This window comes from Halobacteriovorax sp. HFRX-2_2 (assembly GCF_043196705.1).
GTDB lineage: Bacteria > Bdellovibrionota > Bacteriovoracia > Bacteriovoracales > Bacteriovoracaceae > Halobacteriovorax_A.
In genome coordinates, this window is the sequence record NZ_JBEBMT010000001.1 from 664,663 (window position 1) to 678,513 (window position 13,851).

The 13,851-nt window shown below is 38.3% G+C and carries 15 protein-coding genes; 9 read left to right on the forward strand and 6 right to left on the reverse strand.

The window, feature by feature from the left end:
- The first annotated feature begins 48 nt into the window (after positions 1–48).
- Both ABMA79_RS03235 and ABMA79_RS03240 read left to right on the forward strand, forming a co-directional pair.
- The gene (locus tag ABMA79_RS03235) at positions 49–1,005 is read left to right on the forward strand and encodes a M23 family metallopeptidase (protein ID WP_392856400.1); all 957 of its coding nucleotides are present in this window, start codon (positions 49–51) and stop codon (positions 1,003–1,005) included.
- Positions 1,005–2,210, forward strand: a complete 1,206-nt coding sequence (locus tag ABMA79_RS03240) for a DNA recombination protein RmuC (protein WP_392856397.1) — start codon at positions 1,005–1,007, stop codon at positions 2,208–2,210. The genes ABMA79_RS03235 and ABMA79_RS03240 overlap by 1 nt, the downstream gene beginning before the upstream one ends.
- A gap of 207 nt (positions 2,211–2,417) precedes the next feature.
- On the opposite strand, the gene ABMA79_RS03245 is transcribed toward ABMA79_RS03240, so the two are convergent.
- Complete coding sequence (locus ABMA79_RS03245) at positions 2,418–2,669, reverse strand: BolA/IbaG family iron-sulfur metabolism protein (RefSeq protein ID WP_392991396.1); 252 nt, start codon at positions 2,667–2,669, stop codon at positions 2,418–2,420.
- A gap of 30 nt (positions 2,670–2,699) precedes the next feature.
- A complete protein-coding gene (locus ABMA79_RS03250) occupies positions 2,700–3,095 on the reverse strand; it encodes a hypothetical protein (RefSeq protein ID WP_393090283.1) in 396 nt (131 codons plus the stop codon).
- Between the two features lie 131 nt (positions 3,096–3,226).
- Between ABMA79_RS03250 and ABMA79_RS03255 the strand changes: the two genes are divergently transcribed.
- A complete protein-coding gene (locus tag ABMA79_RS03255) occupies positions 3,227–6,136 on the forward strand; it encodes a helicase C-terminal domain-containing protein (protein WP_393090285.1) in 2,910 nt (969 codons plus the stop codon).
- Here the strand turns inward: ABMA79_RS03255 and ABMA79_RS03260 are convergent.
- Genes ABMA79_RS03260 through ABMA79_RS03275 form a run of 4 tightly spaced genes read right to left on the reverse strand, consistent with a single transcriptional unit; the run spans position 6,133 to position 9,384 of the window.
- On the reverse strand, positions 6,133–6,930 hold the full coding sequence (locus ABMA79_RS03260) for a hypothetical protein (protein WP_392856378.1): 798 nt from the start codon (positions 6,928–6,930) through the stop codon (positions 6,133–6,135). The genes ABMA79_RS03255 and ABMA79_RS03260 overlap by 4 nt on opposite strands.
- Positions 6,930–7,424, reverse strand: a complete 495-nt coding sequence (locus tag ABMA79_RS03265; RefSeq protein ID WP_392856375.1) for a hypothetical protein — start codon at positions 7,422–7,424, stop codon at positions 6,930–6,932. Before ABMA79_RS03265 ends, ABMA79_RS03260 begins: the two co-directional genes overlap by 1 nt.
- A gap of 26 nt (positions 7,425–7,450) precedes the next feature.
- A complete protein-coding gene (locus tag ABMA79_RS03270; protein ID WP_392856372.1) occupies positions 7,451–8,614 on the reverse strand; it encodes a DUF4056 domain-containing protein in 1,164 nt (387 codons plus the stop codon).
- Positions 8,615–8,643: 29 nt separating this feature from the next.
- Positions 8,644–9,384: a hypothetical protein gene (locus ABMA79_RS03275; protein WP_393090288.1), complete on the reverse strand. Its 741-nt coding sequence runs from the start codon at positions 9,382–9,384 to the stop codon at positions 8,644–8,646.
- Positions 9,385–9,430: 46 nt separating this feature from the next.
- On the opposite strand from ABMA79_RS03275, the gene ABMA79_RS03280 reads away from it, so the two are divergent.
- From ABMA79_RS03280 to nqrA, 6 genes are all read left to right on the forward strand, one after another.
- Positions 9,431–9,934 carry a potassium channel family protein gene (locus tag ABMA79_RS03280; RefSeq protein ID WP_392856367.1) on the forward strand — a complete coding sequence of 168 codons (504 nt, stop codon included), beginning with the start codon at positions 9,431–9,433 and terminating at the stop codon, positions 9,932–9,934.
- Positions 9,931–10,284: a SirB2 family protein gene (locus ABMA79_RS03285; protein WP_392856366.1), complete on the forward strand. Its 354-nt coding sequence runs from the start codon at positions 9,931–9,933 to the stop codon at positions 10,282–10,284. The genes ABMA79_RS03280 and ABMA79_RS03285 overlap by 4 nt, the downstream gene beginning before the upstream one ends.
- 20 nt (positions 10,285–10,304) lie before the next feature.
- The gene (locus tag ABMA79_RS03290) at positions 10,305–11,615 is read left to right on the forward strand and encodes an MATE family efflux transporter (protein WP_393090291.1); all 1,311 of its coding nucleotides are present in this window, start codon (positions 10,305–10,307) and stop codon (positions 11,613–11,615) included.
- Positions 11,612–12,274 carry a class I SAM-dependent methyltransferase gene (locus ABMA79_RS03295; protein WP_392856361.1) on the forward strand — a complete coding sequence of 221 codons (663 nt, stop codon included), beginning with the start codon at positions 11,612–11,614 and terminating at the stop codon, positions 12,272–12,274. The genes ABMA79_RS03290 and ABMA79_RS03295 overlap by 4 nt, the downstream gene beginning before the upstream one ends.
- Positions 12,275–12,286: 12 nt before the next feature.
- Entirely contained in the window at positions 12,287–12,757 is a 471-nt protein-coding gene (locus tag ABMA79_RS03300) for a YchJ family protein (RefSeq protein WP_392907390.1), read from the forward strand.
- A gap of 159 nt (positions 12,758–12,916) precedes the next feature.
- A partial coding sequence (gene nqrA, locus ABMA79_RS03305) for an NADH:ubiquinone reductase (Na(+)-transporting) subunit A (RefSeq protein ID WP_393090293.1) occupies positions 12,917–13,851 on the forward strand: 935 nt, incomplete at its 3' end.

Here is a 13,851-nt window from a genome sequence, read left to right on the forward strand (position 1 = left end):
AAAGCAATAGGCCTTTAAAAAACGTGACTTCTTTGCCATAATTTTCTTATGAGACAACACACAAAGCTATTACCACTTTTCTTTATTCTATTTATCTATTCATGTGCTGGAATCAGGCCACTACCACAGCTTGGGACATACGAAGTTGAACAGCGAGTTGCCCATCCTGGTAAGGTCAATAAAATTGTCTTGGAATTGCCAAGTATTGGTGAGAAATTTCGCGTTCTTTGTGGAGAAGACACTCTCGGACACAATGTAACGGGAAATACGCTTGAGACGGTGTGGGCACCAAAATATTGGTACTTTGAGACAAAAGATGGCGAAGAGACGAATGCGCCAACTTCAGTTCATTGCTATTTAAAATCTGAGGTCTATGGCCAAGAGGTTCAATACCATATTGCAACATTTGAAATTAAGCCGTTTGATTATAAGAAATCATATATCAAGGTTTCAAAAAAGCATGTCGACTTATCACCTGAGGCCGTCAAACGCTGGCAGGAAGAAGTAAAGTTACAAAAAGACGCTTATGCTACAGCTGAGCTGGAGAAATCACTAACGGATAAAGAGTTTATTAAGCCTCTCGACTCTAAAATCACGGCCTATTACGGAAATCGTCGTGTCTTCAATAATAAGAAGAATAGCTGGCACTCAGGAACTGATATGCGCGCCAGAAGGCCGACTCCGGTAAAGGCTTCTAATGACGGAAAGGTTATTCTTGTTAAGGACCTCTTCTTTAATGGAAATGCTGTTTTCATTGATCACGGAGCTGGTGTCATAACAATGTATTGCCACTTGTCAAAGTTCAAGGTTAATCAAGGTGACACAGTAAAGCGTGGTCAAATCATTGCTTTAAGTGGTAATACTGGTCGCTCTAGCGCTCCACACTTACACTGGGGTGTTCGTGTTCAAGGTAAATGGATTGATGGCCTTCAGTTCATTAAAGAAAAAGGGCGAGAGCAAAAGGCCCAAAAATATGTTACGCCACAAGTTGAAGGGAAGAACTAATGACTCCAATTATTATTGTCATCGTTTTACAAATAGCGATCCTAGCTTTCTTATTTCTAATTTTTAAGAAAGAGCACACTGTTAACTTTGATGAAGTCACAAATCTCATCCGTTCTCAAAAAGATGATATAACAGAGACGCTTTTTAGAAATAATAATCAGCTAGCGGAGAATTTTTCAAATCTTCGTGAGATCGTGGTTGAGCGCCTAATGGAGACAAAAGGTGCTCTTAATAAAGACATGTTTAGTTTTAAGGATCAGTTAACGCAAGACCTTGAAAAGAAATTTGATAAGACTAATCATGCTATTCAAGAAAAGCTTGAAAAGATCAATAATAAGGTTCAAGAAAACTTAAATGAAGGTTTCAAAAAAACTAACGAAACTTTTACTGGCATTATTGCTCGTCTTGCTAAAATTGATGAGGCCCAAAAGAAGATCGAATCTCTTTCAACGAATGTTGTAAGTCTACAAGAGGTTTTAACCGATAAGAAATCACGTGGGATTTTTGGAGAGGTTCAGCTAACTTCTCTTCTGAAGTCTGTCTTTGGAGAAGGTGATAAGTACTACAAGCTTCAGTATAAGTTAAGTAATGACAAGCTTGTGGATGCCATGCTTGATCTGCCTGAGCCAATTGGAAGACTTTGTGTGGACTCGAAATTTCCATTAGAGAACTTTAAGAGAATGTTTGAGGGATCGGTAGAGGAAAAGACTGTTGCTCGCCGCGAGTTCGTGAAGAACGTTAAAAAGCATATTGATGATATTTCTTCTAAGTATATTATTAAGGGTGAAACTTCTGAGCAGGCCGTTCTATTTCTTCCTGCTGAGGCAATCTTTGCAGAGATTCATGCTTATCACGAAGATATTATCGCTTACTCACAAAAGAAGAATGTTTGGATTGCTTCACCGACAACTTTTATGGCCACATTAACTACAGTTCAGTCAGTTCTAATGAATATGGAGCGCTCTAAGTATATGTCGATTCTTCACGAAGAGATCAATAAGCTAGGAGTTGATTTTGGCCTCTATGAGAAGAGATGGGGCGATCTAACTAAGCACTTAGCGACGGTTACTAAAGATGTAAATAATATTAATATAACGACTGGAAAGATTTCTAAGAGATTTCAGAGGATTATGGAAGTTGAAATCGACAAGGGCCAGGCGCCAGAAGTCGAATTTTCTAGTCAGGAAAGTTTAAATGACCTATAATGGTCTATAGATTTCAAAGAAATTTAGAATAAAAGGAATAATATATGAGTTTAGAAGTATTCGTAGCACTTAGTTTAGTTGGTTTCTGGGCCCTTCTTCCGGCTTCTCTTGCAATTGCATGTAAAGATTTTGATGATGCAATGATGGATGATCACCACTAAGAAATAATCAATTTGATTTTTATTTATTGAAAAATATGAACAGGGACTAGATTAGTCCCTGATTTTTTGCCTGTTCAACAGTTAGAGTTTTTAGCTGTACCGCATGTAAGTCTTCACTTAACTTCTGCTTTAAAATATCCATAACCATTCTGTGCTGAGCTAGAAGCATTTTGCCTTTAAACTCGTCACTAACGATTGTGATACCTAGGTGATCGCCGCCGCCAGTTAGGTCGTAGATCATTACTTGTGAATCTTTGATATTTTCTTCGATGATTGTTTTTACTTGTTCAAATAACATAAATAACTCGCTTTCTGCTTTCGCTCTTTCTTATAGTACAACTTTAGAAGCTGCATAGAAGCTTGTGATAAAAGTTAAAATTCTAAACGCTAGAGTCGTGATACCTAGGTAACGGTGCTTCTTAATAAAGTTAGAATTACCTTTTAGAATCATACGGCCAGAGATAACCATTGCGATGTAAAGAAGTACGCTTGATACCGCAAAGAATAGGTGAATCTTAAGTGCTGTTTGTGACTGGAAAACTTCCATTGCTTTATCGATAGCACTGCGGCTTAATTCAATTTGTAGAATTAAGATAACATCCCAAATCATCGCAGCAGACATAATCTTTACGTGCTTTTGGCGTTTTTTGCTCTGGGTTACTCCATAAATCATTAAAGATAGGATCAGAAATGATTGAATTTGAAAAAATGTCGCAGAAGACATGGCGCACCCTTACGTAATAAAAATATTAATAATATGTAGCTTAGAATAAGACATAAAAAGGTGATTATCAATACGATTTAACAATGATAAATTAAATAAAGGCCTAGCGCCAATGGGAGCAGTAAACAAGCATGGATACGATGAATACAGAAAATAACACACTAGGCAAATGGGCACTTCTTGATATTGAAACAACGGGTGCAGATTGTAGTGTTGATGAAATAATAGATGTTGGTTTTCTTCAATTTGAAGGGACAAAACTCGTTCATAAATATGAATCTCTGTGTCGTCCAAGTTTTGAAATTTCCAAATTCATCCAGAAGTTAACTGGTATTGATAATAAGATGCTAAAGCGTGCTCCACTTCTTGATGATGTCATCGGAGAAGTTCTTGAGTTAGATGGCCATGACATTCTTGCTCATAATGCAGATTTTGAGGCCGGCTTCTTAGACCATCACTTTGAAACCCTCGACTTTAGAGAAGGGCATCGTTGGCAAGACTCGCTCTACTTCTTATCACTTCTTTTTCCACATATGTCTTCACTGAAGCTTGAAAACTTTATTGTTGGTTTTGGGCTAGCTGAAAAAGAATTGCACCGAGGGTTTCAAGATTCAGTTGACCTCTTAAAAGTTGTGATTGTTGCAGCTCTTATGACGAAGAAAGATGCTGGTAAGTATAACTTCATGATGTCTTTAATGCATAAATACTCACTTCAGGACTATTGGTTCTTTAGATTCCTATGTCTCTATGAAGAAGAATTATTTGAGATATCTGAACAGATTGATTTCGATCCGGCAGCTCATATTGAGATGGCCTTAGAGTGGGCATATCCTAAAACACTTGAAGATAAGCAAGTGTATGAGCAAAATTTTGATATGACCTTCAATGGCCAGAATGTGAAGAATATCTTCAGTGACGAAGATAAGGTTTCAACTCTATTTAATGGTTACCGCTACCGTAAGTCTCAAGAAGACTTGGCCCTTAAAGTTGGTCAGTCTTTCAAGAATCATATTCACGCCATGGTGCAAGCGCCAACTGGAACGGGGAAAACGCTTGGCTACTTAGTGCCAAGTGCTTTATTTGCCCTTAGTGAACAAAAGCAAGTTCTTGTGGCAACGGGAACTAAGACTCTTCAGGCCCAGGCCATGAATAAGGATGTTCCTGCTCTTCATAAGCTCTTAGGAGTCTCTCCTAAGGACTTAAAGATTCGACAACTTGTTGGTTCAAGCAATCACTTTTGTGAACTTCTTTTTACCCAAAGACAAAATGAAGAGGACCTTTTTTCTCAAAGTAATGACTTAAAAGATAAATTTGCAGATATCTATTTTGAATCTCTTTTTTATCACAACTCAAATAGTGCGCTAGAGCATATGATCTCAAAAGATGATCTACCATTTGTTCTTCGTATGAAGCTTGAAAACTTTTCACAAGCTCAAAAAGATTTGGCCGTTGATTACCGTGCTTGCTCAAGTAAGCAGTGTCCATTCTATGCCAATTGTACTTATATTCGTGGACTTCGAGATGCTAAGGAGGCAGATATCATTATCGGAAATCATGCTCTGATGTTTTCTTGGACAAAGTCTTTTCCTAGACCTGCTTACGTTGTGGTGGATGAGGCCCATAAAATCGAAGGTGAGGCGACTAAGGCATTCTCTGCAGAGGTGGCACAGAGTGATCTTGAAAGTCTTCACAAGCAATTTCAAAATCTACAAGGTTTAGGTTCTCTTTTCTACCTAATCAATACATTGATTGAAGAGAATCAAGAAGAAGAGATCTCATCTCTTCGAATGTTATCAATTGATACGGCCTCAATGCTTAGGGATCACTTATTTGAGCTTCCTGAGAAGTTTGAAATGATCTTTAAAAAGATGCCTCGCTATACTGACAAGTTTTGGAATGAGCTTCCAATGATTATGCCAACAGAAAAGGAAGCCCTTCGCCTAAGTGTCTTCCACCATCTGGAGAGTATTTTCTATCTTCTTAAATCAGTTTATGAAAGATTATACCCATATACGATTCGCTGGCAGGTGAGCGATATGCAAGGCCAAGGTGAAATTACGGCTTGGACTCGTTTTGAAGCATTTGTGGGGCAACTTGAAGATGTGATGAATGCTCTTGCGGTCTTATTAAAGATTGAAAGTTCTTCTCAGCCTCATTCTCTTTCAATGAAGTATCATGAGCAGCAAGGATTCCTACTAAGTGCAGGGCCAATCAATACTGGACGCATCTTACATGACCAACTACTACAAACTTCTTCATCGGTTGTTTACACTTCTGCAACGCTAGGAAATGAGCATGGGGATCAAGGAAGTCGCGGGATGGAGTGGTCGACAGGTTATCTTTATAGTGAACCTGAGAGGCGCTTTAGAACAGGGCTCTATCTACCTTCAGTATATGATTATAAGAACCGTACAAAAGTTTTCTTATGCGATGATACACCATCTCTTTATGATAAGGACTTTGTGAAAACAATTTGTGATCGCCTAACTCCTTTTATTGAAGATATCGATGGAAGAACTTTACTCTTATTCTCTGCTCGTGCTCGCTTTGAGAAGGCCGTGGAATATATGCTTGATAAATTTGAAGGCAAGCTTCCCGTTTTTGTTCAAGGTATGGGGGCCAATGTTGTTGAAGAATTTAAAGAGAGTGGAAACGGAATCCTAATTGGAATGGAGTCTTTTGGTGAGGGGATTGATGTTCCTGGTGATGCCTTAAGATTTGTCTTTATTGATAAAATTCCAGACCTTTCAATGGAGCAGGTTATTCGTCTTCGCCGTGAGTACTATGAAACAAATATTGGTAACGAGTTTGAAGATTACTATCTTGCCCATAGAACAAGAAACCTACATCAAAAACTTGGAAGGCTGTTAAGAACTGAAACTGATGCAGGTGCGGTCGTTGTTATCGACTCACGTGTAAAAAAGTGGAAGAACTCGACAATGGCAAAGCTTACAAAACAGATGGAGCCATATCAAATTCACCGTACGAATTTTAAAGAAGCACTTGAAGCTTCTAAGGATTTTGTGAATACGTTGGATTAAAATCGGTAACCAAACTCGAGTAGGTACATATAACGATCACCGAAGCTTAATTCTGTGGTCAAACCAAATTCGCGATTTATTTCATAGTTAAGGCCCGCAAGTCCGTGCCATCCACTAGATGAAAGGCTTACGTTAAGAATTATATCTTGGCGTGAGCCGGTAATTTGAATATTGCTGTCTATATACATGGCCCCTGTAAAGATTTGAAGTTTCCCTGCATTGTATCCGCCTCGAAAAGCGATACTATAGAGATTTACATCTAATTCATCTTCAATGATAACGTCAGTTAAGTTGAAATTAGTCATGGCAAACCAGTTATTGTAGCCAGCAACTAAGACTCCTCCAAGATTTGCGACAGTACCTTTTGCTTTAAAAGGTATCTTATGTTGTTGGGCACCGACAATTGGGAGCTGGGTTTTAAATTCAAGTTGAACATTGGAGTGAATCTGACCTAGGCCAAGGTATAGATTAAAGAAAGGGAGTAGCCAAAAATCAGTTCGAATCATATTGATTTTTGTTTCAGTATCGACTTTCACATCACCAGTAACAGGAAGTGCTGCAAATAGGTCTTCACCATTTAAAGTTGCCTTATCAACACCAAATTTTTCATCATGTTCTATTCTAGAAACATTAACCCCATAAGGACGAGGTAGAGTGTAGCCTCGCTTCTTTGCTTCTTCTCCCCAAATTGGAAAGTAGCGAGGTTTTTCCTCACTAACTTTATTGACCGGCATTTCTTGGGCAAAAGTTGATAAGGGACTAAGAAGAATAAGTAGGTAGAATATGATCCTCATTAATTTGTCTTCCTTATATACTTTCTAATATCATCAAACTCTTTTGGAGCGACTGTCTTGGCATAGTCGATCTCTTCTTGGGTTAGGGGGATATAACCTCTGTCATAACTCCATCCATAGCCCCAACGATAAGATGTTTGGTACTGAGGGCCACCGCCAATTCTAACCCCAAGGTACATGACAATCGACATCCAATCAGTGAACTCTTCTTTTACACATGCTTTCAACTGCTGGTCGGCATTAAAGCGCTGGGCCTCTGTGCCTCCGAGCCAATAATGTTGGTCGTGGACAAAGCAACACTTAAGCCATGCATCTGGCTTTGAAATCGTTCCGTCCGGCCACTTCGAACAACCATCTGACATAAAAGGTGAGAGTTGCTGTGAAAGATGGATTTCATTCTTCTTACTTATATCACTTCTACTAGCAGGTAGCTTCGCACAGGAAGTCGCGATTAAGAGTAAAGAAAGGTTAAATATAAAAATATAATTCTTCATATAGCTATCTTATACGTTTTTTGAAGTTAATTATTCTTAAGGTAGTTTTCGTCAAATTCTTTATCGTATTGAGCGATCTTTCTAAAATCTTTAATTGTGAGTTTCTTATTCCAAAGGTGTTTTGGAACGTGCTTAAATGTCTTTTCATATGATGAATCGATTTCAAATTGAATGACTGCAATCTCGTCTAAATTGTAACTCTTAAAAAAGCTTTTCATTTCAAGCACAACTGGATTTTTAAGAGGGGAGGCCGCAATCTCAAGAGGTGCCAGCTTCATTGATAGGCCGTAGTCTCTTTTTTTCAACATGAATTTCTCTGGCAATCTAATATCGATATCCCACCACACTTTGTTGGTTGTCATAAGAAGCCTTTGCGTTTCATCTTTATCGACTGGTTCTAACTCTTTTAACGACTCCTTAAGCCAGGAAGTCATATTCAAATTGTATTGTATACTGGAAAAGGTAAGGTGCTCGTTGATTAAGGCCGAAGCGATCTTGGCGCCAAGAATATTTGAATAGAGATCCTCTGGAGAATAAGCAGATGGTTCCTCTGAAAATATTGAGACATTTCTGTAGCCATGCCATTGAGCAAATTCATGAGAAATGGCCATTTCATATGCAAGCTTTGAAGCAAGTGCCGATGTAAAATAAATCTTCTCTTTACCTTGTAATTTTCTAGTATCAAATGCTTTGAAAATAATTACTCGCTTACCAATTTCTTCGGGTAATTCAATTTTAAAGTCAGTACCTAATTTGGGATAAATCTTATAGAAAAGGGTTAATGTGATATCCGCTGTATCCCTGATGTGAGCAGTATCAATTAGGCCACCTCTTTTCGTATAAATAAGCCCATTAACTTCTGGATTTCTTTTGCCAATTGAGGCCATCTCTTCTTTTGAGAAATTATTAATATTGTATATATGTGTTCCAAGTGATTGGTAGTTGACAGTGTTTCGTTCTTTAAAAAAAGGGATTGGAATGGATAAAAGTTTGATTTTAAAATTTGTCCCAAAAGCACAGCATGGCCTAAAGTTTTGCGAGAACTCGACTTTATCTAATTGGTTAAGTTTTAAATCAAGACTTGAATTCTCTCCATAATCTTTTGATAAGACACTATTTATGGCGTTACTGTCAGGTCTGGTACTTTCAACCCAAATATTTCCAGCACAAGAAGATATCAAAATTAACATAAATGTTGATATCCAAAGCCTTTTCATCGTTAAGTTCGATCGAGGTTGTTGAGATATTTAATCGAAATATTCGTCCCTTGCTTATCTTTTATAATATAGGGAATGGTTTGGTGTTGAGATAGCCAGATACTTAGGAACTCTGGATCTACTTTCATGTCTTTATTATCTTCTGAGTCCAGCTTTTCAAATAACTTATACTGAACGGCCGTTACTGTTGCGCCTGCTATCTTGATTGACTCAGAAGTTTGCGCTGCTCTTTCAACAACGATATTATTATTGATAATAGGGCCTTCATACTTCCACTGATTATTTGAAGAAAAGAATGAGTAGTAGTTCTTTCCAACCGAGTCAAATTTCTTTGACCAAAGAAAGAGCATACTGCAACAGCTTAATGGAGTGGTGACATAGAATTTTGGAGAAGTCGTGATGGATTCTTGATTAACTTCACCATCGCATTCAAATTGATACTTGAGCTCACTCGTCGAATGATCAAATAAGAAAATTTCTTTAGAGATCTGTTCTCCAAGACTTTTAATGATTTGCACTTTGACTGGGGTGTATTCCTTATCAACAGTGTAGGCGACATTGATTTTTAAGAGCTCTCCGGTCATTACACGTGCCAGCATTTCTCCTTCAAAGTAGATTTGGTGGAGTTTTGGCCTGCGGTAGACTTCAAATGTTTCTTCAGCATAGAGATTATCCTTGCGGGAGTAGTTGTATGCACCGCGAAAGATCTTTTCTCCTTTATTGCTGTTTCCAAAATAGCTCATATTAAATATTATATAGTAAATTAAAATTTTGTAGAAGAGGTTAGTTTTGCGCTCCGGCTTTCGCGTATTTGTTGAACGCTTTATCTATTTATTCAAAACCGTTGCTTTTTGGTTTATTACAATCATCGGCAACCTCGGTGTTGTTATCTTCGCCTTCGTCTTCTTACACCTTGAAAAAGGGCACAATCCAAAAGTTATTGAGCTTGGAGATGCTATTTGGTGGGCCTTTACCACAATAACCACTGTTGGTTACGGAGATATTACTCCTGTAACACTATGGGGAAGGGTTATTGCAATTGTTCTAATGATCTTTGGAACGGGGCTATTTGCCACTTATACCGCAATTTTTGCTAATGTCATGCTTGGGCGCCAATTTCTTACGATCGGAAGACGTGTACAAGTCTTAAAAAGAAATGTAGAAGGGATGCAATCAAGTCTACATAGAGAAGATTTAATGCTAGAAAGAGAACTAGCTAAGTTAAATAAAACTTTAAATATATTAAATGATAGAATGACGAGTCTTGAAGAGAGAAATGGAGAAAAGAAATGAGTTATGAATTTTACAAAGTACTTCACGTGTTTATGGTTGTCCTTATGGTTGCTGCCTTTGCACCTCAATTTGTAAGTACTGAAGCGCAAAACAGAAAGCTATTTAAAATTACTTCTGGTATTGCAAGTTTCCTACTTTTCGTAGGTGGTATGGGGCTTCTTGCTCGTATCGGTGTTAGTCATGGTGCTGGTTGGCCTCTATGGGTTAAGGTTAAGGTTGGACTATGGGTTGCCGTTTCTGCGCTTGGGCCAATTCTTGCAAAACGCATGAAAGCAAATCGCCTTGCAGGTCTAGGTTTAATCCTTGCACTAATCTTTGTTGCAATCTTTTCTGCAGTAACTAAATACTAAGAAATTTTAAAGAAGAAATTTTGGACCGTAATTGGTTAACATATAAGGGCCTTTGGGCCCTTTCTATTCCTTCCATCCTCGCATCGATGCTCGAGCCACTAAGTTCAATCGTCGATACAGCTCTTGTTGGAAATTTTGATACGAATATGCTGGCCGCTATGGCCATCGGCGTTTCTATTATGTCATCCATCACTTGGATGTTTAACTTCTTAGTACATGCGCCTATTCAAGCGATCTCGCAAAAGCTTGCCAAGGGGGAGTATGAAAATGTTGTCTCACTTATTAAGGTAACATTTTTAATTGCTTTCTCCATTGGACTCTTGCTGGTTTTGATTTTTGTTCCGGCACGTCACTTTGTTTATGACTTCTTAAGTGTAACGAAAGAACTTTACTCTTTATGTGATGAGTATTTCTTAACGAGACTATATGGACATGTTTTTATTTTATTATTCATGTCGGCCTTATCTGTTCTTAGAGGAATGGCAAAGGTAAATATTGTCTTAGGCATTATTGGTGTGGCCACTTCGGTAAATATTGTCTTGTCTTACCTTGGGCTCTACCAACTCAATATGGGTCTTTCAAGTGTTGCAGCTGCAACAATTATTGCTAATGCAACTGGCTTCTTTATCAGTCTCTACTACATACTTACACATGAAAAGGTTCGCCATCTTTTCTTATCGCAAAAAATTATCCTGGCCGATGCTTTTCATATGGGGAAAAGCTCGATCAATGTTTTCATGCGTTCGGCCTTCTTAACACTAAGTTTTTTCTTGGCCACAAAAGTAGCAAGCTCCATTTCTTTAAAAGCTCTTGCGGCCCATCAAATTATATTAAATCTTTGGCTATTTGCTTCCTTCTTTACAGATGGCGTGGCCACCTCTGGCAATATTATTGGAGGAACACTCTTTAAAAATGAAGGCCATGAGCAGTTAAAAGATATCTTCCATAAACTTCTTGTTATGGGGGGAGCTATCGGGATTATCTTTTGTTTGATCTTCACCTTTGCTAACGGTCCTCTGATCTCACTTTTTACTTATGATGAAAGCATTCATGAAACGATAAAAGGGATTATTTACTTCCTTGCTATTGCCCAGATTCCGGTGTCGATTGCCTATGTCTACGATGGCCTTGTCTTTGGTATCAATCGTTTCGATTTCTTAGGGCGCCATATGGTGATCGCCTTCTTTACATGCTTTCTTCCTCTCGCCTACTTAAGCTATTTGAATCAATCCTTCTTGCTCCTTTGGGGGGCAATTTTCTCGGTGGGTATCTACCGATTTATTTCGAATGCATACTTAATTGGAAAGACATTAAAGGTTAAATCAACATGAAAGAAAAAGGATCACAAGGGTTCTCGAAAGACTATTGGGACGTCAATTACGAGGAAGCTGATCAAATGGATGGAATAGGTAATGTGGAACAACACGTTGGCTATATTAAAAATTTATTTGGTTTAGAGTATATTGATATCAGCTCAATCATTGACTTAGGTTTTGGCCTTGGTCACTTATTTGAGGCACTTTTAGAGGAATTTAAGCCCTATAAGGCCCATGGTATTGAGCCAAGTGAGCACGCTTACAAAATTGTTAAAGATCGCGAAATCAATAAGATCGAATCAACGAAATTTAAGTTAGAAAAAACAGATATTGTTAGTTGGTGTCGAAAGAATGAAAACACTAAGAAGTCATTTGATCTTGGTGTTTGCACAAGCGTTTTTCAATACCTCACAGATGAAGAGCTAGAGTACTGTTTGCCAATTCTAGCTTCCAAATTAAAGTATTTTTATCTAACAGTTCCAACAGATAAAGAGTTGGATCGTCAGATTGAAGATCTTGAGTTTAAAGACGAATATGCCATTCGCAGAAGTCGTACAAAATACCAGAAAATGCTAAGAGAGCATTTTACATTTATTTCTAGTCGACTACTAGAAAGCAAGGTATATTTTGATGAAACAAACACAAATTTTACCGACTTATTATATCGATATTAAATGGAGTTTATTATGAGTAATTCTGGTCTTGATACAAAGACATGTGAAGCAATTGTTAAAGGTGAGGCCAAGGCCCAAACTGCAGCTCAACTTATGAGTGCACGTTACTTTGCTTATACAATCGGCAATATTGATTTCATCGTTGATTCAACACACCCAGATCATAGAGAGGATATGGATGTAAATGAAATCAAGGCGTGGTCATCGCAATCTGAGTGGAAGGGTCTTGAGATCGTTGACACTGCAGAGGGGACAGAGAGGGACGACTGGGGAATGGTTGAGTTTAAGGCAACTTTTGGCCTAGGCGGACAAGACCATGTGCATTATGAACGTTCTGAATTTGTTAAAGTTGATGGAGACTGGTTCTTTGTTGACGGTGAGCCAATCGTAGCGCAGGTAAAGAGAGATGGCGCCAAGGTTGGACGCAATGACCCATGTCCTTGCGGCTCAGGTAAGAAATTCAAGAAATGTTGTGGTCGATAATTGTCGACTAAATAGCCTTTGTTTTAACGCGTTATGGTCTCTTAATCGAGTACGTGATTAGTTAAAATTAGGGTTACAACTTTATGTATTTCTGTTAAAAAACTAATAATTTCATAAATATTTTATTGTTAACAAACCAAGATAACGGGATTTGTCGCTATGATTCACATTAAGAGAGGATTGGATCTTCCTATCAGTGGGAAGCCATCACAAAAAATTGAGGTAGGACCTCAAGTGACTAAAGTCGCGCTTACTGGGCCAGACTATGTTGGAATGAAGCCAACTATGCTTGTTCAAGTAGGTGACGAAGTTAAAAAAGGTCAGGCGTTATTTTCTTGTAAGAAAGTTGAGGGTGTTCTTTATACAGCACCTATCAGCGGAAAGGTTATTGAAATTAACCGTGGTGCAAGAAGAGCGTTTGAAACTTTAGTAATTGAAGTTTCAGGTAACGAGCAAGTTACATTTGAAAACTACAAAGGGACGGGAGTAAAAGATTTAGCAAAAGAAGATGTTCAAGCACTTCTAGTTGAATCAGGTCTATGGCCTACTTTCAGGACAAGGCCATTTTCTAAAGCACCAGCTTTAGCTTCTGAGCCACATTCGATTTTCGTAACAGCAATGGATACAAATCCACTTGCAGCTGATCCAGCAGTAGTAATTGCTGAAGCAAGCGAAGATTTCGTAAACGGTGTTGAGGTAATCTCAAAGCTGACTGACGGAAGAACTTTCGTTTGTAAGGCAGCTGGTGCAAATATTCCAACGCCTTCAACGACTAAAGTTGAAACAAAAGAATTCGCAGGTGTTCACCCAGCAGGAAACGCAGGAACTCACATTCACTTTATTGATCCTGTAAGTGCAAATAAGACTGTATGGTCAATTAACTACCAAGACGTAATTGCTATTGGTAAATTATTTGCAACTGGTGAACTATCAACAGAAAGAATTATCTCAATTGCAGGTCCAGCATCTGTAAACCCAACACTTGTTAAAACTGTTCCAGGTGCTCACTTAGGTGAAGTTACTTCTGGTAAAGTTGGACAAGGTGAGGTGAGAGTTGTTTCTGGTTCTGTTTTCAGTGGACGTGCAATGGTTGG

Coding starts and splice junctions, on each gene's coding strand:
- ABMA79_RS03235 (WP_392856400.1), top strand. CDS start 49: ATGAGACAACACACAAAGCTATTACCACTTTTCTTTATTCTATTTATC.
- ABMA79_RS03240 (WP_392856397.1), top strand. CDS start 1,005: ATGACTCCAATTATTATTGTCATCGTTTTACAAATAGCGATCCTAGCT.
- ABMA79_RS03245 (WP_392991396.1), bottom strand. CDS start 2,669: ATGTTATTTGAACAAGTAAAAACAATCATCGAAGAAAATATCAAAGAT.
- ABMA79_RS03250 (WP_393090283.1), bottom strand. CDS start 3,095: ATGTCTTCTGCGACATTTTTTCAAATTCAATCATTTCTGATCCTATCT.
- ABMA79_RS03255 (WP_393090285.1), top strand. CDS start 3,227: ATGGATACGATGAATACAGAAAATAACACACTAGGCAAATGGGCACTT.
- ABMA79_RS03260 (WP_392856378.1), bottom strand. CDS start 6,930: ATGAGGATCATATTCTACCTACTTATTCTTCTTAGTCCCTTATCAACT.
- ABMA79_RS03265 (WP_392856375.1), bottom strand. CDS start 7,424: ATGAAGAATTATATTTTTATATTTAACCTTTCTTTACTCTTAATCGCG.
- ABMA79_RS03270 (WP_392856372.1), bottom strand. CDS start 8,614: ATGTTAATTTTGATATCTTCTTGTGCTGGAAATATTTGGGTTGAAAGT.
- ABMA79_RS03275 (WP_393090288.1), bottom strand. CDS start 9,384: ATGAGCTATTTTGGAAACAGCAATAAAGGAGAAAAGATCTTTCGCGGT.
- ABMA79_RS03285 (WP_392856366.1), top strand. CDS start 9,931: ATGAGTTATGAATTTTACAAAGTACTTCACGTGTTTATGGTTGTCCTT.
- ABMA79_RS03295 (WP_392856361.1), top strand. CDS start 11,612: ATGAAAGAAAAAGGATCACAAGGGTTCTCGAAAGACTATTGGGACGTC.
- ABMA79_RS03300 (WP_392907390.1), top strand. CDS start 12,287: ATGAGTAATTCTGGTCTTGATACAAAGACATGTGAAGCAATTGTTAAA.